Annotated in this window: 10 protein-coding genes and 1 riboswitch; of the genes, 4 read left to right on the top strand and 6 right to left on the bottom strand. The window is 55.4% G+C overall.

All coding sequences use genetic code 11. The features are described from left to right. Positions 1-35 precede the first annotated feature (35 nt). Positions 36-1,331: a DUF2264 domain-containing protein gene (locus tag IEW09_RS03960; RefSeq protein WP_188552827.1), complete on the top strand. Its 1,296-nt coding sequence runs from the start codon at positions 36-38 to the stop codon at positions 1,329-1,331. Positions 1,332-1,343: 12 nt separating this feature from the next. Here IEW09_RS03960 and tdh read toward each other — a convergent pair whose 3' ends face one another. After that, positions 1,344-2,387, bottom strand: coding sequence for an L-threonine 3-dehydrogenase (tdh, locus tag IEW09_RS03955; RefSeq protein WP_188552826.1), 1,044 nt, complete (start codon positions 2,385-2,387; stop codon positions 1,344-1,346). A 247-nt stretch (positions 2,388-2,634) separates the two neighbouring features. Here tdh and IEW09_RS03950 point away from each other — a divergent pair, with 247 nt between their 5' ends. The 3 genes from IEW09_RS03950 to IEW09_RS03940 all read left to right on the top strand — a co-directional run bounded on the left by IEW09_RS03950 (position 2,635) and on the right by IEW09_RS03940 (position 9,990). Then, on the top strand, positions 2,635-6,096 hold the full coding sequence (locus tag IEW09_RS03950) for a DUF4450 domain-containing protein (protein WP_188552825.1): 3,462 nt from the start codon (positions 2,635-2,637) through the stop codon (positions 6,094-6,096). A gap of 158 nt (positions 6,097-6,254) precedes the next feature. Continuing rightward, positions 6,255-6,457: riboswitch (cobalamin riboswitch) on the top strand. Positions 6,458-6,558: 101 nt separating this feature from the next. Further along, positions 6,559-8,955: a ribonucleoside-diphosphate reductase subunit alpha gene (locus IEW09_RS03945; protein WP_229739059.1), complete on the top strand. Its 2,397-nt coding sequence runs from the start codon at positions 6,559-6,561 to the stop codon at positions 8,953-8,955. Between the two features lie 15 nt (positions 8,956-8,970). Further along, positions 8,971-9,990, top strand: a complete 1,020-nt coding sequence (locus IEW09_RS03940) for a ribonucleotide-diphosphate reductase subunit beta (RefSeq protein WP_188552824.1) — start codon at positions 8,971-8,973, stop codon at positions 9,988-9,990. 17 nt (positions 9,991-10,007) lie between these two features. Here the strand turns inward: IEW09_RS03940 and IEW09_RS03935 are convergent, their stop codons facing one another. The 5 genes from IEW09_RS03935 to fusA all read right to left on the bottom strand — a co-directional run bounded on the left by IEW09_RS03935 (position 10,008) and on the right by fusA (position 21,671). After that, entirely contained in the window at positions 10,008-11,534 is a 1,527-nt protein-coding gene (locus IEW09_RS03935; protein ID WP_188552823.1) for an efflux transporter outer membrane subunit, read from the bottom strand. 24 nt (positions 11,535-11,558) lie between these two features. Beyond that, positions 11,559-14,678 (bottom strand): efflux RND transporter permease subunit, encoded by a 3,120-nt coding sequence (locus IEW09_RS03930; protein ID WP_188552822.1) that lies wholly within the window; start codon positions 14,676-14,678, stop codon positions 11,559-11,561. Further along, positions 14,675-17,992 carry an efflux RND transporter permease subunit gene (locus tag IEW09_RS03925; RefSeq protein WP_188552821.1) on the bottom strand — a complete coding sequence of 1,106 codons (3,318 nt, stop codon included), beginning with the start codon at positions 17,990-17,992 and terminating at the stop codon, positions 14,675-14,677. Before IEW09_RS03925 ends, IEW09_RS03930 begins: the two co-directional genes overlap by 4 nt. Next, on the bottom strand, positions 17,989-19,239 hold the full coding sequence (locus tag IEW09_RS03920) for an efflux RND transporter periplasmic adaptor subunit (RefSeq protein WP_188552820.1): 1,251 nt from the start codon (positions 19,237-19,239) through the stop codon (positions 17,989-17,991). The genes IEW09_RS03925 and IEW09_RS03920 overlap by 4 nt, the downstream gene beginning before the upstream one ends. A gap of 260 nt (positions 19,240-19,499) precedes the next feature. Then, a complete protein-coding gene (gene fusA / locus IEW09_RS03915; RefSeq protein ID WP_188552819.1) occupies positions 19,500-21,671 on the bottom strand; it encodes an elongation factor G in 2,172 nt (723 codons plus the stop codon). Positions 21,672-22,044 lie beyond the last annotated feature (373 nt).

Here is a 22,044-nt window from a genome sequence, read left to right as displayed (position 1 = left end):
GGTTGCTTCTGGTGAACTCTTTCAGAGGAAGATGCATGGATCAGCCTGATTCGAAGACCCGTCGTAATTTTCTACTCAACACCATGGCCGTCGGCGCAACGACTCTACTGGCAAAAGACGGCACAGCCCAAACCAAAGCTGCTGCAATAAGCTCTGTCACAGTGCCCTCTTCCGGAGCGGAAGATCGAGCCTCCTGGCTTACATATCTCGAGAAGGTCTCCGAGCCTGTACTGCATGCTCTCAGCGAGCACAAGTTGCGTGCAACCATGCCGATTATGGCTGCTCCCGGACTAGCTGCTGAACGCGCAGTCGGCTCTCCCCTTGAGGCTTTTGGACGTCTTCTGGCAGGTCTCGCACCCTGGCTCGAACTGGAACCCTCTGCTCAGGAATCACAACAGGAGACGGCGTTGCGAAGTCGCTATCGGAAGTGGGCGCTCGCTGCGATCACGTCTGCTGTCGATCCGGCTTCGCCCGACTACATGCGCTTCGGTGCGTCCTCGCAGACCGTCGTTGACGCCTCGTTTCTTGCTCTGGCGCTGCTTCGTGCGCCACGCCAACTTGTGCAGTCGTTAGATGCAGCCACGCGTCAGAGGCTGATCCAGGCGTTGAAGGCAGAGCGCATCGTGCTGCCGGGTTATAACAATTGGCTACTGTTTGCAGCAATCAATGAAGCGCTGCTGATGACCCTGGGGGCTGATTGGGATCGAGTCCGCGTTGACTATGCCCTGCGCAAACACATGGAGTGGTTCGTCGGCGATGGCACCTATGGCGATGGCCCTCACTATCACGCGGACTACTACGATAGCTTCGTGATCCATCCCTATCTGCTGCAACTGATCGAGACACTGGGAGACACTGAGCCGGCATGGAAGAATATGCGTCCTGCGATCCATGCTCGTGCCCAAAGATATGCTGCGATACAGGAACGAGTGATCAGCCCTCAAGGCGAGTACCCAATCGTGGGTCGCTCCATTACCTACCGTTGCGGAGCGTTTCATCTGCTCGCAGATTGCAGCCGTCGCCATATGCTGCCTGAGATCGTTCTTCCGCAACAGGTACGCTGCGCTCTAACTGCTGTTCAGCATCGAACGCTTACACCAGCCGGAACGTTTTCATCAGACGGATGGCTGCAGATTGGACTTGCAGGGCTCCAACCTTCGCTGGGCGAAACCTACATCTCAACCGGAAGCCTCTACCTCGCCAGTGCAGCGTGGTTGCCCCTCGGCCTGCCCCCATCAGATACATTCTGGTCGGCACCCGCATCGCAATGGACACAACAAAAGGCATGGTCAGGAATAGATATTCCGGTTGACCATGCCCATGACGAGTAGAGCGCAGGCAGCTTAAGCATCAGGAATAAGGCTGGTCCAATCGAGAATTACCTTGCCCGTCATTCCCGACATCATCGCCTGAAAGCCCTGCTCAAAATCGGCGTACGAGTACCGATGCGTGATGATGGGAGAGATATCGAGCCCAGACTCGATCAGGACGCTCATCTTGTACCAGGTCTCATACATCTCTCGCCCATAGATGCCTTTAATCGTGAGCATGTTAAAGACAACCTGCCTCAGATCGATCTCCATCGCTTTAGAAGGAATACCGAGGATCGCAATCTTTCCACCATGGCTCATGTTCGAGATCATCTCGCGAAGCGCTACAGCATTTCCCGACATCTCAAGACCGACATCGAAGCCTTCCTGAAGTCCAAGCTGCTTCTGCACCTCTGCGATCGGCGTCTCCATCGGATTCACCGCGAGCGTGGCCCCCATCTTTCGGGCGAGTTCGAGACGATATGGGTTGGGATCGGTGATAACGATGTGCCGCGCGCCTGCGTGGCGAACAACCGGGATGCACATGATGCCGATAGGACCTGCTCCCGTTATCAAAACATCTTCTGCGAGAACATCGAACGAAAGCGCCGTATGAACGGCATTGCCAAAGGGATCAAAGATGGCAGCGACCTCCTGATTGATATCAGGATGGTGACGCCAGATGTTCGTCATAGGTAAAGCGATGTATTCCGCAAAAGCGCCAGGACGGTTTACGCCCACTCCCGATGTAGCAGCGCAGAGATGCCTTCTTCCTGCAAGACAATTTCTGCATCGTCCACAGACAACGTGGCCCTCGCCGCTGACGATATCTCCAGGATGAAAGTCGTTGACATTGGAGCCTACCTGCACAATCTCTCCGACAAATTCGTGGCCGATCGTCATTGGCACGGGAATGGTGCGCTGGGCCCACTCGTCCCAGTGATAGATATGAACGTCTGTTCCGCAGATTCCCGTATAACGAACACGAATGAGAACGTCGTTGATGCCGATGACCGGCTCGGGAACATCCTCAAGCCACAAACCTGGTTTTGCATGTGCCTTTACAAGAGCCTTCATTAAATCCCCCTGTACCAGTGAAACATCTTTCGCCGCCATCGCGATGTAAAGGCAAGTTGATTATCTTTCGCGGAATTTATTTTCCATTTGAAAAAATTCTCCTGCCGTCCTAGCATTCCACTTATAGAACGTTTACCTCTTACCCTAAGAATCCATGCGTGCAAGTCTCCAACCCTTCTGTTGTCTGTAAGCCTCCTATTTTTCCGCGCACAACCTTCTGCATATAGCATTCGAGTGCCTTCTTCCCATGATCTCTTTCTCTGATTGGACGCGTCGCCGATTTCTCACCCGCTCCGCTGCTGCTGCCGCACTCTCTACTGGCCCGCTGGAACGCCTTCTCGCTCAAAGTGCTCCTGCAAAACGAGTGCGCTCTGCCGGCGATTCGCCTGAGGTTATTTCCGGTGGCATTCGACCACTCCTCAAAGACAATACCTCGCGGCCTCTTCGATACATTCCGGAGAACGGTGACTTTCTGATTGCAAATGGCAAGGAGTTTTTCAACCGTCCTCTTTACGGTCCTAATAACGCCTTCCGCGTCGACGCTGGCGACCTGCCGGAGTTCTCGCTCTACCTTCCCGGACATGGAGGAAATCTCCGCATCGGCATCGCAAACGGAACCACTTCCAAATGGGCCTTTCAAGCAGATACGGTGACGACGCGTTATCGCCCCGGTCGCATGATTTATGAAATTCGAGATCGGCTGCTTAGTAATGGCTTGCTAAAACTTGAGCTCATGACGCAAGGCGAAGGCGCGGGTATCTACCTCGCTGTTACGCCGCAAGACCTCCCTTCGAGAACCATGCTTACATGGGCATTTGGAGGTGTCAGCGGACGCAAAGGCCGACGCGGCGGCGATATCGGTTGCGAAGTTGAACCAGTTAGCCAGTTTTTTCAACTCCGCCCGGAAGAGTGCTCTGGGAATAGCTACAAGATAGAAGGCTCTACTGCTTATCAGCAAAGCCACGCCGCGAGCATGCAACTTAGCTTTCCTTCCGGAGCAACGCTTGGCACTGCCAACGCAAAGGACTGGAATACAGATTGGGAAACTCTTGCAAATTCAACAGCAGGCGAGCTTCCCATTCTGACGGGTTCAGTCCCGCTTGAAACAGCACCGTTATATATCGCTATCCGCCGCGTCTTTGCTCAAGAGACATTGCCTGTAGCACACGATGCCGTAGCTTTCTCGGCTCGTAGTCAGCAGATTGCCGCTATAGCCTCTTCCGTTCAGTTTGCGACTCCAGATGCGTATATCAACGCTGCTATTCCAGCACTGAATATAGCTGCCGATGCTCTGTGGGACGCGCAACAACAATGCGTCATGCACGGTGCTGTCGCCTGGAGAAACCCACTCGCAGGATGGCGCGGCCCGTATGCGCTCGATGCTCTTGGCAACCATGACCGCATGAAGCAGCAGTTGCGTCATTGGATCGCGCGGCAGAACCTGGCACCACTTCCAACGCGCTCCGCCGACGATTCGTCCGCCACCGGGCCTGCTGATCCCAACACTCATCTCACGCGTAAGGAGTCCCTGCTCCACTCGAACGGTGACATTTCGCACAATCACTACGACATGAATCTCGTCTTCTTCGACGCGCTGCTCCGGCATCTTCGCTGGACCGGTGATCTCGAATTTGCACGGGAGGTATGGCCCGCGCTCAATCGTCATATCCAGTGGGAGCAGCGTCTCTTCCGTCGCACCTATGACGACCTGCAATCCACCTCGAACAAAAAAGAACTTCCACTCTACGAAGCCTACGCCTGTATCTGGGCCAGCGATAATCTTCAATACAATGGAGGCGGCGCTGCTCACTCCACCGCATATAATTTTTTTCTCAACAAGACTGCTGCATCCATCGCGCGGCTTCTCAAAGAGGACCCTACGCCCTATGAGTCCGAAGCCTCCCTTATTTATGAGGCGATGCAACAGCTCTTGTGGCTTCCGGAGCAAGGCACTTTTGCCGAATCCAAAGACATTCTCGGCCTGCAGACGACCTACACCAATCCAGCTCTTTGGAGCATGTATCACGCCATCGATTCCGAAGTTCCTTCGGCTCGACAGGCATGGCAGATGGTGGCTGAGTCTCTTGCTACACTTCGGCACGTCCCCATCCACGGCCCCGATGTTCCTTCTGGCGATTGGTTCCTTCTGCCCTGTTCCGACTGGTTGCCATACGTATGGTCTTTGAATCTTCTTCTGCTCGCCGAAAACAGCCATGCTGCATTGGCCCTTTGGCAGACCGGGATGCGAGACGAAGCATTCGCGCTCCTGAAAGGTAATCTCCTCGATTCGATGTTCATGGGCCTATGCCCGGGCAACCTGCACATGACCTCGCAGCTCGATGTTCATCGCCAAGAGTCTCAGCGCGACTTCGGCGATCCCATCGGCATTACTTCCCGCGCTTTGATAGAAGGTCTCTATGGCATTCAGCCAGACCTTTTGCACAACTCCCTCGTTATCCGCCCAGGCTTTCCTGCGTCCTGGAACGAAGTCGCACTTCATCATCCCGATATCGACTTTACCTGGCGCCGCGAGGGCCTCAACGAGACGTTCGAGATCGTCAGTCATCTGCAAAAGCCTGTAGAACTCGCTTTGATACTGCCTGCAGCCACGATGACTCTCCCCGTTATCACCGCAAATGGAAGGCCTGTCACTGCTCACTTCGATTCTGAAGCAGTCGGCTCTCCCTCCATTCGCATCCGTTTTGCAGCAGAGCCATCGTGGAAGATATCCATCCACTGGCATGGCGTTGCTCCTCTCGCTCGCCCTGTGCTCCGCACCTATCACTTGAATGAGACTGTTTCACTTCCCTCCGGCCTCACTTATTCACTCATCGACGATCCGCAGTCTTGTCTGCGAGATGGCGTTGCGATCAAACCGGGACACCACACAATCTTTGCCCGAATGCAGCAGCAGGATTGCCGATACTGGCTTCCGATCAGCTTCGAGGTAATCGCTCCACAGCTTCTGCTCGGCGATACTGCTGCCTCTGTTAGCTCCTCCACGATCATTGATCCAATCGAACTGGCTCCCTTCTTTGAAGGGCATATCAACGATATCTTTACCCGTTCTTATGCTGCACCGCGATCGCCTTTCTGCTCACTTGCTTTGCCCGAGACGCTTCTCGGCGGCTGGGCTAACTTCGATCAGCAAGCTGCTATCGACGATACCGGTCTGCGCAATGCAAAAGGGACACTTCACACCAGCATCAATGTTCCGTTCCTTACTCCGGAAAGCCCCTCTGCGCCTAATTGTTCCTTCATCTCGCAATGGGAGCTCGATCAGCAGGCGATCGAATTCTCCGTGTCCGGCAACGCACGCATACTATATCTGCTGATGGCCGGAACGACCTATCCGCAAGCCAGCCATATGCAACATGGCACGGTAAGCGCGATCTACAAGGATGGAACCAGTTCAAAGCTCGTCCTGCGTACACCGGAGACGTGGTGGCCCATCGAGCAGGATTATTTGCTCGATGATTATCTGTTTATCAATGACGCTCCACTGCCACCACGAGTCGATCTACGTACTGGACAGACGCGACTTCTCGATCCTGCCACCTTCAGGGGGAAAGGAAGACCGATTCAAGGAGGTTCTGCGACCATTCTCACACTTGACCTGCATCCCGAACGAGAACTGGCCTCGATCAAAATCGAATGCAGCCTTTATGGAGTCGTTCTCGCCTTGCTCGCGGCTACATTGATTCGTTAGCAGCAGCTCTTTAAATACCGTGCATCGCAGTGCCTCTTTCAGTAAAGTCGAATGCCTTGACCGCGGCAAACCCAGGGTGTTTTGCTATTCCATGCAAATAGCCGGATATGCACAGATGCCCCTACATATTGTGATTGACGCATAAAAAAGCGCTTGATATAGTCGTTTTACTTCACGGCACCCAATTGCGAAATTGGGTTTAATAGGGAACCCGGTGAGATTCCGGAACTGCCCCGCAGCGGTAAGCAGGAACGAACATCCCGTACGAGCACTGGTCCAGTATCAAAAGAAATGGGCTGGGAAGCTGGGATAAGTAGGTGGCCTGCAAAGTCCGAAGACCTGCCATGAGATGTGCCGATATGGCACAAAATTCACGCGCCTCCGAGGGGAGGATGGGGTGATCGGCGTCTGTCTCGGCGATCCTTCCATCTGTGTCTTCCCGGAGCGAAAGGACACCTCCCCGTGGCGACTCTACAGACGACGCTCTCTGACCTTGATCCACAATTTCCTGCTGCCGACATTGCTCCGCAGATGCAGGTTCGTAAGCGCAGCGGCGCTCTGGAACCTGTCGACGTTAATAAGATCGTTCGCGCGGTCGAGCGCTGCTGCCATGGTCTGCCCCATGTCGATCCGATCCGTGTAGCCAGCAAGACTATTGGCGGGTTGTTCGATGGCGCATCGACCCGAGAGCTGGATTCGATCTCGATTCAGACTGCGGCTGCCCTGATCGCAGAAGAGCCGGAGTATTCGAAGCTGGCAGCACGGTTGCTGCTGGCGACGATCTCGAAAGAGGTGAGCGGGCAGAATATTTATTCGTTCTCGCAGTCGATTGAGGTAGGCCATCGCGAGGGCGTGATCTCGAAGGATGCCGCGGAGTTTGTTGGCGCAAATGTACGCAAGCTGAACAGCGCGATCGACGACCGCTTCTCCGACCGCTTTGAATACTTCGGCCTGCGGACGGTGTATGACCGCTACTTGCTGCGACACCCAATTACGAGACAGGTGATCGAGACGCCACAGCATTTTTTTATGCGGGTTTCGGCGGGCCTGTCGGTGCGGGTGAATGAGGCCGTCGAGTTTTACAAGCTGCTGGCTTCGCACGATTACATGCCGAGTTCGCCAACGCTGTTCAACAGCGGAACGAAGCACTCACAGATGTCATCGTGCTACTTGCTGGACTCTCCGGCGGACTCGTTGGACTCGATCTACGACACCTATAAGCAGGTCGCGTTGCTGTCGAAGTTTTCGGGAGGCATTGGGCTGGCATTTCATCGCGTTCGAGCGGAAGGTTCGCTGATTCGCGCCACCAATGGAATCTCGAATGGCATCGTGCCGTGGCTACGAACCTTGGACTCTTCAGTCGCAGCAGTAAATCAAGGCGGCAAGCGGAAGGGCGCGTGCTGCGTCTATCTTGAGCCATGGCACGCAGACGTCGAATCGTTCCTCGAGATGCGCGACAACACCGGCGATCAGGCGCGACGAACCTACAACCTGAATCTGGCGAACTGGATTCCTGATCTATTCATGCGTCGCTCCGACGAGGATGGCATGTGGTCGTTGTTCGATCCGAAGGATGTTCCTCACCTCACCGATCTGTATGGCGAAGATTTTGATAAAGCCTATGTGGAAGCGGAGGAAAAGCAACTCTATCGGCGACAGGTGAAGGCCCGCGATCTGTACGCACGGATGATGCGCACGCTCGCAGAGACCGGTAACGGATGGATGGTCTTCAAGGACGCTTGCAACATCAAGAACAATCAGACGGGCGCCGCAGGAAATATCGTTCACCTCTCGAATCTCTGCACGGAGATTACAGAGGTGACCTCTTCGGCGGAAACAGCTGTATGCAATCTTGGCTCTGTTAATCTTGCACGTCACCTGACAGATGGCGTATTCGACTTCGAGAAGCTGGCTGCGACGGTGCGTCATGCGGTGCCGATGCTCGATCGCGTCATCGACATCAACTACTATCCTGTCGCACAGGCAGCAGCCGCAAACAGCCGCTGGAGACCAGTGGGACTTGGCGTGATGGGGTTGCAGGATGTGTTCTTCCAGATGCGGATTCCGTTTGATTCCGCAGAGGCGCGAGTTCTCTCAGCAAAGATTCAGGAGGAGATTTACTTCCATGCGTTAAGTGCGTCGTGCGACCTGGCGGAGCAGCATGGACCTCATGCTGCCTTTCAGGAGACGCGAGCCGCAAAGGGCGAGTTTCAGTTTGAGCTGTGGGGCACAACTCCCACCGACAAGGAACGCTGGGAGCTGTTGCGCCAAAGGATGAAGACAGTAGGACTGCGTAATTCCTTGCTGATTGCCATTGCGCCCACTGCGACGATTGCCTCTATCGTTGGCTGCTATGAGTGCATTGAGCCGCAGATCTCGAACTTGTTCAAGCGTGAGACGCTTTCGGGCGAGTTCATGCAGATCAATAAATATCTTGTCGGCGAGCTGCAGCAGCTTGGGTTGTGGTCAGAAGAGGTTCGCTCACGGATCAAGATGGCTGAGGGTTCGATTCAGAAGATCGCTGAGATTCCAGAGGAGTTGAAGCTGATCTATCGCACGGTGTGGGAGATGCCGATGCGGTCGCTGATCGATATGGCAGCGGATCGCGGCGCTTACATCGACCAGAGCCAGTCTCTAAACCTCTTTGCCGAGTCTCCAAACATTGGCCGCCTCAGCTCGATGTATATGTATGCGTGGAAGCGTGGAATCAAGACGACGTATTATCTGCGGTCGCGCCCGGCGACGAAGATTGCAAAGACTACGGTTGCCGCTGGCAATCGCGTGGACCTACAAGCAGCTGCGAGCGCGAATGTGAGCTGCTCGCTCGATAACCCCGAGTCCTGTGAGGCTTGCCAGTAAAGGCGGAAGATAACTATGTCAACGAAAGCACCTAACTCTATTCTCGATCCAGGCTTGTCTCTTACGCTGCGACCGATGCAGTATCCCGTGTTCTTTGAGATGTTCAAGGATGGGATTAAAAATACATGGACCGTAGAAGAGGTTGATTTCTCAACCGACCTCGTGGACCTGCGGTCGCGCCTTACACCTGCCGAGATTCACCTGATTCAGCGGTTGGTTGCGTTCTTTGCCACAGGAGATTCAATCGTCTCAAACAATCTTGTATTGAATCTCTATAAGCACATCAATTCGCCCGAGGCGAGACTTTATCTGTCGCGGCAACTGTACGAAGAGGCTGTGCATGTGCAGTTCTACCTGACACTGCTTGATAACTATGTTCCCGATCCGGATGCCCGGGCGGCAGCGTTTGCAGCAGTCGAGAACATTCCTTCCATTACGAAAAAAGCACAGTTTTGCATGCGCTGGATGGACTCGATCCAAAAGCTCGATGAGCTGCGCACGCCAGAGGAGCAGAAGCAGTTTGTCCTGAATCTGATCTGTTTTGCAGGATGCATCGAAGGCCTCTTCTTTTTTGCGGCATTTGCCTATGTCTATTTTCTGCGCTCGCGCGGATTGCTGAATGGACTAGCAGCAGGAACGAACTGGGTCTTCCGCGACGAGAGTTGCCATCTGGAGTTTGCGTTCGAGGTAGTAAATGTAGTGCGATCACAACATCCGGAGCTGTTCGACGCTGCACTCGAATCAGATGTTGTTGCAATGATGAAAGAGGCCGTGGACTGCGAACTGCAGTTTGCCGAAGATCTTCTCTCCGGCGGCGTTGCAGGGCTCTCCGTGCGTGAGATGCGACAGTATCTGGAGTACGTAGCGGATTCGCGCGTGGTGCGGCTGGGAATGAAGCCGATCTTCGGCTCAAAGAACCCGTTTGCGTTTATGGAGCTGCAAGATGTGCAGGAGCTGGCGAACTTCTTCGAGCGTCGAGTCTCTGCCTATCAGGTTGCGGTTGCCGGCGAAGTCGCCTTTCACGACGACTTTTAGCAGCAAAGCCGACATCGCTATTTTTGGATAGCGGTGTCGGCTTTGCTGGGCGCAGCGCTGACCTGGGATGGGGTCGGAAGCTGCGTCCTATCCCACCCTCCGCCAAGCGCCTGTATCAGTTGCACCGATGATGTCATGCTCTGAATCTCAAGCGTGGCAAGCGTGCGCTGATTGGTGAGCAGCGTAGTCTGTGCCGTAACGACGTCGACATACGGATCGATTCCAGTCTTATAGCGCGCAGTCTCCAAATCGACAAAGCGTTGTGCCGATAGGACTGCTTCCTGCTCCTTAAGGATCTGCTGGGAGAGGATGCGGACCGAAGCAAGATAATCTTCAACCTGCTGAAAGGCGGTGAGGACCGTCTCGCGATAAGTGGCAACGCTGGCATTGTAGGTGGCGGTGTATTGTTGTGCGCCTGCGGTGCGCAGGCCCACATCGAGGACGGTCTCCGAGATGGATGGGCCGATAGACCAAAAGCGGCTCGGCCAATCGAAGAGTTTTCCGAGGGAAGAACTGTTGAAACCTCCTGAAGCACTCAGAGTAAGGTTTGGATAGAAAGCAGCGTAGGCTATGCCAATCTGTGCGTTGGCAACTGCCATCGCGCGCTCGGAGGCGGCAATGTCGGGACGGCGCTCCAAAAGCTGCGAAGGCATCCCAATAGGAACAGCAGGTGGTTGAGCGTTGAGCGGCTTGACCGGAATGGAGAAGCTGGATGGGTTGGTGCCTATAAGAACCGCAATGGCATGCTCATATTGAGCACGGGCTACGCCGAGATTAATTGACTCCGATTCGGCACTCTGTAACGTGTTCTGTGCTTCGACAACGGAAATTTGATCGTCAACGCCGGTCTCATAGCGGGCGCGAGCGAGGTCGAGCGCTTTTTTGTCGGCTTCGATCGTAGAGGCATAGAGAGCCTGCAAAGCGTCCTGGCCCCGAAGCTCGAAGAAGAACTCAGCAAGATCCGCCTGTTCGCTAAGACGCTCGTTCTCCAGATCGGCTGCACTGATCTGTGCCTGGAAACGCGCGGCGTCAACAGTATTGCGAATGCGGCCCCACAAGTCCGGCTCCCACGATACATCGAGAGGCATCGAGATGAGCGAGCTTTGCGCACCGGCGCTGGTACCACCCGTTCCAGTCGAATTTTTAAGATTAGCTGAGGAGCGAGAGCGCGTATACGACGGGCCAATCGATGCCGTTGGAAAGAATTGAGCGCGAGCTTCGCGAACAAGCGCGCGCGCCGCCATAAAATTTTGAAAGTATTCTTTTATGTTCTGGTTGTTGATGTTGACCTGATCTTCGAGCGCATTCAACTCGGAGTCGTTGTAGATCTCCCACCATTTGCCATGAAGCATGGCATCCTGGGGTTGAGCGACCTTCCAACCATCGGTGTCCTTGAACTGCGTGGGGGATTCTTTGTACGAGATCGGCGGGGCCTGGGCCGTCGCTGGAGGAGTGTGATATTTGGGGCCGACCCGGCAGCCGGTAAGAAGCACAGCCGCTGCGATGGCGGGGTAGATGGCGACTTTGAAACGAAGTGTAGTCATAAGTTTAAACCGTGATGGCTCGAATTAATCTGTGGCCGGTGTTGGGCCGACCGCAGCATGAAACGTGTCGTGTTTTCTGCCCTGGATGCGAAGACGCAAGCGGTCGAGGGTAAGGTAAACGACGGGAGTGGTGTAAAGCGTCAGGAGTTGGCTCACGAGCAGACCTCCTACGATAGTGATGCCCAGTGGACGACGCAGCTCCGAGCCCATGCCAGTTCCAAACGCAAGCGGGATGGCCCCAAACAATGCGGCTGTCGTGGTCATCAGAATAGGACGGAAGCGAAGCATGCAGGCTTCGAAGATGGCATCCTCGGGACTCATCCCCTGCTCGCGCTCGACCTGAAGTGCGAAGTCGATCATCATGATGGCATTCTTTTTTACGATGCCTATCAGCAGCACGATACCGATGATAGAGATTACGTTCAGGTCTTCGTGGAAGAGAAGAAGTGCCAGCATAGCACCCACGCTGGCCGACGGCAGCGTCGACAGAATTGTGATGGGATGAACCAAACTCTCGTAAAGAATACCGAGCACAATGTAGACAGCAAAGAGCGCGGTCAGTACGAGAATAGGCTCTGTGCCGAGCGAATCCTGATAGGCCTGCAGCGTACCGGCGAAGAAGCCGTGAACAGTAGCGGGAATCCCCAAGCGGTCCTGCATCTGATTAATCGCAAGAGTCGCATCGCTCAGCGAGACACCAGGAGCAAGATTGAAAGAGATGGTCGTAGAAGGAAACAGCCCCGTATGCGGCAGCGACAGTGGAATGGTATCGGCCCGGCTCGTTGCCATCGTGTAAAGAGGAACGTTGCCGGTGGAGGTCGGATTAGTAGTTCCTCCAGGGCGCAGGTAGATATTTTTGAGGCCCTCGGGGCTCTGCCAATACGGCGGCGCAACCTCAAGAACAACATAGTACTGATTAAGCTGAGTATAGATAACAGAAACTTGGGACTGGCCAAAGGCACTGTAGAGTGATGAGTCGAGCGATTGAGCCGTCTGTCCCAGGCTGGCAGCTCTGACGCGATCATAATTCAGTAAAAGATCGAGTCCGCCATTTTGCTGATCTGTATTGACGTCCTGCAGACCAGGCAGATGCTTCATATGCTCCAACACAATCGGACCCCATTTTGAGAGGTCGGCGATATTATCGGCTTGCAGCGTGTACTGATAAAGAGCGTTGCTCGAGCGTCCACCGATACGAAGGTCCTGCGAAGCCTGAAGAAAAGTAGAAGCTCCGGTAAGCTTATCGAGCTTCGGCCGCAAGCGGTTGATGACTTCAGGAGCACCGATCTTACGCACATCAAGCGGCTTCAGTGTGATATAGACAAAGCCCGTGTTGCCGCCACCCGTAAATGCAATCACGGTCTGGACGGCTGGATCTTTCATGACGACATCTTCTACCTGCTTCGTAGCAGCGTCCATCGCCGGAAAAGATGCGTCCTGCGGGCCCTGGATTCCGCCTGCAATCGCACCTGTATCCTGCTGGGGAAAGAAGCCTTTGGGGATCTTCAGGACAATGGCAACATTCAACAGAATGGTAAGAAAGAGAACGGTGAGCGTAAGACCAGGGTTGTCGAGAACCCAGTGCAACGTTCGACGATAGAGTGAGAGCACCCACTCAAAGAATCTCTCGTTCGCCATGTAAAGGCGGCCATGCTTTTGTTTGTGCTCGTCTTTCAGGATGTACGCGCACATCGTAGGCGTGGTCGTCAGAGAGATGACCATCGAGACGAGGATGGCGGTCGAAAGCGTAATCGCGAATTCACGGAAGAGCCTGCCGACGATCCCGCCCATCAGAATCAACGGAATAAATACCGCGATGAGCGAGAAGCTGATCGACATGACGGTGAAGCCGATCTCCTGCGCACCTTTGATCGTCGCAGCAAAAGAGCTCATGCCAGCTTCAAGATGGCGAGTAATATTTTCCATGACGACGATAGCGTCGTCGACGACGAAACCCGTAGAGATGGTGAGCGCCATCAGCGACAAGTTGTCGATGCTATAGCCGAAGAGATACATCACAGCCAAGGTGCCGATGAGGGAAACAGGCACCGCAACCGCTGGAATAAGCGTTGCGCGCACATTCCTGAGAAATACAAAAACGACAAAGATGACGAGAATGATCGAGAGCAGAAGCGTCCATTCCACGTCGTGAACCGAAGCCCGAATAGTGGTCGTGCGATCGAGCATGACCGTGATATCGATCCCCTGCGGAATAGAGGCCTTCATCGAAGGAATCGCAGCGAGAATCCGATCGTTGGTGTCGATGATGTTGGCGCCCGGCTCGCGGTGAATGATGATGTTGATGGCTCGTTTGCCGTTGAGATATCCACCGTTGCGGATATTCTCCACAGAGTCGATCACATCCGCGACATCGGATAGATGAATTGCCGCACCGTTTTTATAGCCGACGATCAGGGGCTTGTAATCCACCGCCTTTGATATCTGATCGTTGGCCAGAATATCTGCGGTGATGTTGCCGTCGGTAATCTGTCCTTTGGCAAGGGCAGAGTTCTGCAGACTGAGCTGTGCCTGAAGATTGGCCATCGTCAGTCCATAGCTCGCCAGCTTGGTGGGGTTCACTTCGACACGAACCGATGGGAGCGCACCACCACCGACGCTTACCTGTCCCACACCCTCAATCTGCGAGAGCTTTTGCTGAAGCACCGTGGAGGCTTCGTCATAGAGGGTTCCCGGATCATACTTGTCCGACGTCAGCGTAAGGATCATGATCGCGGCGTCTGCCGGATTGACCTTACGATACGTGGGGTTTCCGGGAAGGTTGGCGGGAAGATAGGTGCGCGCTGCATTGATCGCAGCCTGAACATCGCGTGCCGCGCCGTCGATATTGCGGCTCAGATCAAACTGAATGGTGATCTGCGTCGAGCCGAGACTGCTCGAAGAGGTCATCTCGGTGACGCCGGCAATATGGCCAAACTGCCGCTCCAGCGGCGTAGCCACAGACGAAGCCATAATCTCCGCGCTGGCTCCGGGAAGACCTGCATTGACCGAGATCGTAGGAAAATCGACCTGGGGCAACGGAGAGACAGGAAGCACGGTGAAGGCTATCGCTCCAGCGATTGCGATCGCGATCGTCAGTAGAGTCGTCGCAACAGGTCGATGGATAAAGGGCGCGGAGATGTTCATGGCTGCCCTGCGGATTGTGGCTCGTTACCTGGATGCGGGCTTCCTCGCTTGCTCGAGAAACGCGTCGCGATGCCATCGAAGAAGATATAGATGACAGGCGTGGTGTAGAGGGTGAGTATCTGGCTAAGCAGCAGGCCGCCGACCATGGCAATGCCGAGCGGTTTGCGCAACTCCGAACCTTCGCCGGAACCGAAGGCCAGCGGGACACCAGCCAGCAACGCAGCCATCGTCGTCATCATGATGGGACGGAAGCGAAGCAGGCACGCCTCATAGATGGCGTCAGTCGCACTCTTGCCACGCTCTCGCTCAGCTTCCAGAGCGAAGTCCACCATCATAATGCCGTTCTTCTCAACAATACCTATCAATAGAACAAGTCCTATGATCGCGACGATACTGAGAGATTGATGAAAGATAATAAGCGCGAGAAACGCGCCTACTCCGGCAGAGGGAAGCGTGGAAAGAATTGTGACCGGATGAATGAAGCTCTCGTACAGTACGCCGAGCACGATGTAGACGGTGACGAGAGCAGCGAGGATAAGGAGAGGTTCATTCGAAAGTGAGTTACGGAAGGACGCAGCCGTTCCCTCAAAATCCGCCTGCAGACTGGCCGGCATGTGCATATCTTTCTGCACCTTGGTGATCGCATCAATCGCGCCGCCAAGAGATCCGTTCGGTGCCAGGTTGAAAGATACAGTGATCGCCGGGAACTGTCCCTGATGGGTGATAGAGAGCGGCTCGGTCGTACGCTCAAAGTGCGAGAACGCGCTGAAAGGTACAGCGCTGCTCGTAGCAGAGCTTGTACCTCCCGCGGACCCTGCGCCACGGTTGATGGTAGCTGCACTGGCAGTAAGCGCACTTGCAGGCGGCGTAAGCGTATTTGCTGAAGGAGTGTACAGAGCAGAAGTAGTCAGCGTGTTCGAACCTGCCGAGGTCGATCCTCTGCCGGAAGCCGATGAGCCGCCGGCGCCAGTTGTGCCTGCAGCAGCATTGGACTGGATATAAAGATGGCTCAACATGTTGGGGTCCAACTGAAACTGCGGCTGGGCCTCGAGAATGACGTGATACTGGTTCAGCTGCGTGTACATCGTGTTGATCTGGCGCTGACCAAAGGCATCGTAGAGCGTGTTGTCGATTGTCGTGGGAGCAATGCCAAGGCGAGACGCCGTTGCTCGGTCGATAACAAGGTCGACGGCAAGGCCGCCCATCTGCTGATCGGTAGCGACGTCTTCGATCTCCGGCAACTGCTTCATCTTATCGACCAGCCGCGCTGTCCACTCGTTCAACTCGTTCTGGTCCGGGTCTTCGAGTGTGTACTGATATTGCGTGCGACTGACACGGTCATCGACCGTGATGTTCTGCACCGGCTGCATGTAGAGCTCGATGCCCTGCACATCCTTCAGCTTGTTTTGCAACCGGCGAATGACGTCCGAGGCGCTAAGATCGCGTTCGGACAGCGGCTTGAGATTGATCGACATTCTGCCACTGTTGATCGTGGTGTTCGTCCCGTCAGCACCAATAAAGGAGGAGAGACTCTGAACCGCCGGGTCCTGCAGAATGATCTTTGCCAGCTCCTTTTGCTTGGCTGCCATCGATTTAGACCCGATCGTCGGTGAGGCCTGCGAGATACCCTGAATCACGCCCGTATCCTGCACCGGGAAGAAGCCCTTAGGAATAATGATGTAGAGGAAGACAGTAAGCACCAGCGTTGCAAGCGCGACCAGAAGCGTGATGGTGCGGTAGCGGAGAACGACCTTCAATGTTCGTCCGTAAAAGGCAATCATGCTCTCGAAGACGCGCTCGGACGATTTGAAGAAGCGTCCCTGCTCCTCGGGCGGGGTGTGCTTAAGGATGCGCGAGGACATCATCGGCGTCAGCGTAAGCGAGACCACGGCCGAGATGATGATGGTAACGGCAAGCGTAACGGCGAATTCGCGGAAGAGGCGGCCAACGATGTCTCCCATAAAGAGCAGCGGGATCAAAACCGCGATGAGCGAGACCGTCAGCGACATGATCGTGAAGCCGATCTGCTCTGCACCTTTGAACGCCGCCTCCATGGGCGTGTCACCGTCTTCGAGATAGCGCGCGATGTTTTCGATCATGACGATGGCATCGTCGACAACGAAGCCGGTCGAGATCGTAAGCGCCATGAGCGATAAATTATCGAGGCTGTAGCCTAGGGCGTACATCACCGCGAATGTTCCGACTAGAGACAACGGCACCGCTACACTGGGAATAATGGTGGCGTAGAGGTTCCTTAAGAAGAGAAAGATCACCATCACAACCAGGAAGATGGTGAGCAGCAACTCGAATTCAACGTCGTTGACCGAGGCCTGAATGCCGGTGGTCAGGTCCGTCATCGTCGTGATCTGAATACCGGCAGGAAGATCGGCTTTCAGCTGCGGCAGAATCTTCTTGATGCTCTTGACGACGCTGATCGTATTGCCGCCGGGTTGTCGTTGAATATTGACGATCACGGCCGGAGTCTGATCCATCCACGCAGCCTGAACGCTATTTTCAACACCATCCACAATCGTGGCTACGTCCGTAAGCATGACCGGAGCGCCGTTCCGATAGGCGACCACGACCTTTTTGTAGTCTCCGCTGGTGACCAACTGGTCGTTAGCGTCGATCTGATAGTCCTGGCGCGGACCATCGAAGTTTCCTTTGGCAGCATTGACGCTGGCCTGCGACACGGCCGTACGTAGAGCTTCAAGATCAATACCGTACGAAGACAGCGCCGAAGGATTCACCTGAATCCGCACTGCCGGTTTCTGACCGCCGCTGATGCTGACCAGTCCGACTCCGCTGAGCTGCGAGATCTTCGGCGCAAAGCGAGTATCGATCAGGTCTTCCACTTGCGAGAGCGGCAAGGTCTTCGATGTGATGGCCAGCGTCAGAATCGGCGCGTCGGCAGGATTGGTCTTGCTGTAGATCGGCGGAGAAGGCAGGTTTGCCGGAAGATAACTTTGCGATGCGTTGATGCCCGACTGTACTTCTTCTTCAGCAACGTCGATATCCAGGTTGAGATTGAACTGGAGCACGATGACAGAGTTGCCGCCCGAGCTGCTGGAGGTCATCTGGCTAAGTCCCTGAAGCTGGCCAAACTGCCGCTCCAGCGGAGCTGTGACGGTAGTGGCGACGACCTCCGGACTCGCTCCCGGATAAAAGGTGACGACCTGAATGGTCGGATAGTTCACCTCAGGCAGCGCGGAGACGGGCAACTGCGTGAAGCCCACAAGGCCCACCAGCAGAATGGCCGCCATCAGCAACGACGTTGCAACAGGACGAAGAATAAACGGGCGTGAGGGACTCAAGGAGCTTCACTCCCAGTGGTGGTGCTGGCCGGAATAGGCTTCTTGGAGATGATGACCTTGGCGTTATCCTGCAACTTCTCAAAGCTGCTGTCGGCAACGACATCGCCGGGGTTGATGCCTTCGACCTGCGTGGTGTTGTCGTCCGTTACTCCCGGCTTCACACTGCGAACGTGCGCCACATTGTTTTGAATGATGTAGACGAAGGATTCCTGCCCGTTGTGCTGTACCGCCGACGAGGGAATCAGAGTCACGTCATGCAGTGTGTTGACCAGCAACCGAGTGTTGATGAACTCGTTGGGAAAGAGCACGCCGTTCTTATTGTCGAATAGGGCACGGGCCTTGACCGTTCCGGTCGTCGTATCGATCAGGTTGTCGAGCGTAAGCAGCGAGCCCGTAGCGATCTTATTCAGCGATGTCCGGTCGAAGGCATAGACAGGAAGCTTTGCCTGTTGGTGCAGGCGAGGCTGAACCTGTCCGAGATTGTCCTCGGCAATCGTAAAGATGGCCGTGATCGGCTGTATCTGGGTAACGACCGCAAGCGTTGTTCCGCCCGACGATTGAACGACATTGCCGGGGTCTACCAAGCGTAGACCGACCCTGCCGGTGAAGGGGGCCGTGATGTGGCAATAATCCACCTGGACCTGATCGAACTGCACTGCACCCTGATCATTTTTAACCGTGCCCTCGTCCTGCAGGACGATCTTTTCCTGATCGTCGAGTGTCTGCTTCGGAATCGCGTTACGATTCCAGGCATCACGATAGCGAACAAGGTCCATCTTGGCCTGGGCAAGGATGTTTTGATCCCTCTCCAGAATGCCCTGCGCCTGCAGCAACGTGGCGCGGTACGTTCTCGAGTCGATGTCGATCAGAGGAGCGCCCTGGCGAACGATCTGCCCTTCCTGATAGTGCACGGCCGTCACGATGCCGTTCACCTGACTGGTGATCGATGCCGTATGTACCGGCGTGACCGTACCGATGGCGTCCAGATAGACACCGATATCACCCTTTTGCGCAGTCGCCGTGGTGATTGTCGTCGTTCCTCCCGCACCGCGCCGTGACGGCTTCTTTGCCGTGGTGGCATGCTGCCGCATAATCAGGAAGAATGCGACCGCGAAGATCAAGAGAATAACGACCCATACGATAATCCGGACACCCTTATGGTTCTGGTGCTCGCGCTGCTCCGAAGTAGGGGCCGGAAGTTGATGGTCCGGGCTAGTAGTCGGGTGTTCCTTTGAATCGGATGACAATGTGTCTCCTGGCCAAACGGTTAAATTTGGACTTGAATGCTGTGAGTCCGTCTACGTATGGACGTACGAGTACCCCGGTATAGACTCACCCGAGGCAGAAGCATCTTGGTTTATTGGCAATTGGGTGAGAAACAATCGTTTTTCTCTACCGAGAAGTGAAGTTCCCCTGCCTTGCCTATCCGATTATCAATCAAAACCGGACCGCTCTGGTTGGAATCCTGTAACGTTTCACATACAAGAGATCGAACGCCCTATCTTCGCTATTCTTCCGCCTCGTCCTGCACCGTCTTCTTCGCTGTAGCCAATATCTTCTCTGCCACAAGCTGCGGTACGACATCGTAGTGGTCCATCTCCATGTGGAAGCTGCCGCGTCCCTGGGTGATGGAGATAAGCGTCGTCCCATAGCTAAGCATCTCAGCCATAGGGACTTCTGCGCGCACAATGGTGCCCGCACCGCTGCTCTCCATGCCCTGTACCCTGCCACGACGGCCGTTCAAATCGCCGATCAGAGCGCCGGCAAACTCGTCGGGTGCCTCGATCTCGACGTGCATCACCGGCTCCAGCAGGGCCGGCTTCGCCAGCTCCATACATTTGCGGAACGCGGCGCGCGCAGCCAGCTTAAAGGACATCTCGCTGGAGTCGACATCATGATAGCTGCCGTCGAAGAGAGAGACCTTGAAGTCGACCACTGGATAGCCCGCCAGATAGCCGCGAGCCGCCGACTCATGAATTCCCTTCTCGACCGCCGGGACGAACTGGCGTGGGATCGCCCCGCCGAAGATATCGTTCACAAAGACAATGCCGCTGCCGCGGGCAAGCGGCTCCATGCGAATCTTGCAATCGCCAAACTGCCCATGTCCGCCAGTCTGCTTCTTATGGCGCCCCTGCGCCTCGGCATGCCCGCGGATGGTCTCGCGATAAGGCACCTTTGGAGCTTTCAGCGTCACCTCCGTGTGATATCGGCGCTTCAGCTTGGAGACGATGGCCTCAATATGAGGCTGCCCCGCCCCGGCGACCAGGAACTCGTTCGTCTGCGGGTCGCGGAAGAACCGTATCATCTGGTCTTCTTCCATCAGCTTATGTAGCGCCGGGCCGAGCTTGTCTTCATCGGCGCGGGTCTTCGGCTCGATGGCATAGGTCATCGCCGGCTCCGGCATCGAGACTGGCTCAATGAAGATCTCGTTTGCCTTGTCCCCCAGCGTGTCCCCCGTGAGGGTAACCCGTAGCTTAGCGACCGCACCCAGATCGCCAGAGTGCAGCTCCGGCACCTCGACCGCCTTGCGTCCCTGCATGATAGAGAGGTGCGCCAACCGCTCTGGCTCCTGCCGGGTATAGTTCTGTACCGTGGCGTCGGTCCTGACCATGCCGCTGACGACTTTAAAGAACGAGATCCTGCCCGCAAACGGGTCCGTCATTGTCTTATAGATATAGAGGGCCACGGGTTCGGTATCGTCGACCCGCCGCATGACGATCTCTTCCTGAACGTCCTCCGGCATGCTTGTGGCTTCGCCATTGCTCGCGTGCGCCGCAGTGGCAGGTGGGGTTAGAATCCCTCCCGCTGCCACCGGCCCGCGCTCAACTGGAGCGGGTGCATAGACCTTCAGGAAGTCGAGAAGATGGTCCGTGCCCACATTTCTCAAGCCGCTGGCATACAGCACCGGAAAGATCCGATCCTCGCGTATGGCCTCATGCAGAGCACCAATAAGGTGATGCTCGGGAATCGTGCCTTCCCGAAAGAACTCCTCCATCAACTCATCTTTACCCTCGGCAACCAGCTCGACCAGCGCCTCGTGTGCCGCCTTCGCATCCGCGGCAACCGCCTCCGGAATCTTGCCGGCCTCTCCATGGCCGTCACCGTCGGGCTCATACAGAAACGCCTTCATCGTCACCAGGTCCACCACACCGTGAAAGCCATGCTGATCGACAATGGGCAACTGAACCGGCACCACCTGCCGCCCCCACTTCTCCTGCAGCAGCTCGATCATCTTCTGACGCCCGATCCTGCTGTCCGCCTTAGGGTGGTCGATCTGGTTCATGACCACAATGCGCGGCAGATTGACCTCAGCCGCATACTTCCACACCCGGTCCGTCACCGCCTCGGCTCCAATCTGGGCATTCACGACGATCAGTGCCGCTTCGACCGGCAGCATCGCCGCGCGCGCCTCGTGAACGAACATATGGAAGCCGGGAGTATCCAGCAGGTTGATCTTCACGCCGTTCCACTCCGCGAAGGCAAGAGCATTGGCCATGGTCGTCCGGCGCGCAACCTCTTCTTCGTCATACGCCGTCACCGCCGACCCGTCCTCAACCCGGCCCTTCACAGGCGTCATCTTTGCGGCATGGAGCAGTGCGGAGATCAGGGTGGTTTTGCCGCTATGGGAGTGTCCTACGACAGCGACATTGCGGATATCATTGCCCGAATAAACCTTCATTCGAAGAATCCTCCTGCATCTGGTGGATCGTCACACTCTTCCGCGGCAACCTCGCCACTCTCTCCCCGGTTCGATACGACAGCAGCAGCCGCACGGAAATTCAGCCCCGCCGAAGGCCCTCCTTCCGAGGAAGTGGGATGCTATCACAGACCGAAATAATCCTTTGTTTACCACTCGGCCTAAAATTTGGACTAGACTCCCGCTGTATAGAAAATTGGACTTTTCGGTCACGTAATCGGTAACGTCAACAAAGCAGCAAAACTTTTATTTGACAGATGAATACTCGAAACGTAAACATGTGACCGTGTGATAGCGCAATCATGTTTGGCCGTTGAAACTTGCATCAACGAGGACCGGGCCGGAACGTTCAAAA

Source organism: Edaphobacter dinghuensis (assembly GCF_014640335.1).
GTDB classification, from domain to species: domain Bacteria; phylum Acidobacteriota; class Terriglobia; order Terriglobales; family Acidobacteriaceae; genus Edaphobacter; species Edaphobacter dinghuensis.
The sequence above is the reverse complement of the archived record's forward strand: the minus strand, read 5'-3'. Positions and strand labels throughout refer to the sequence as shown.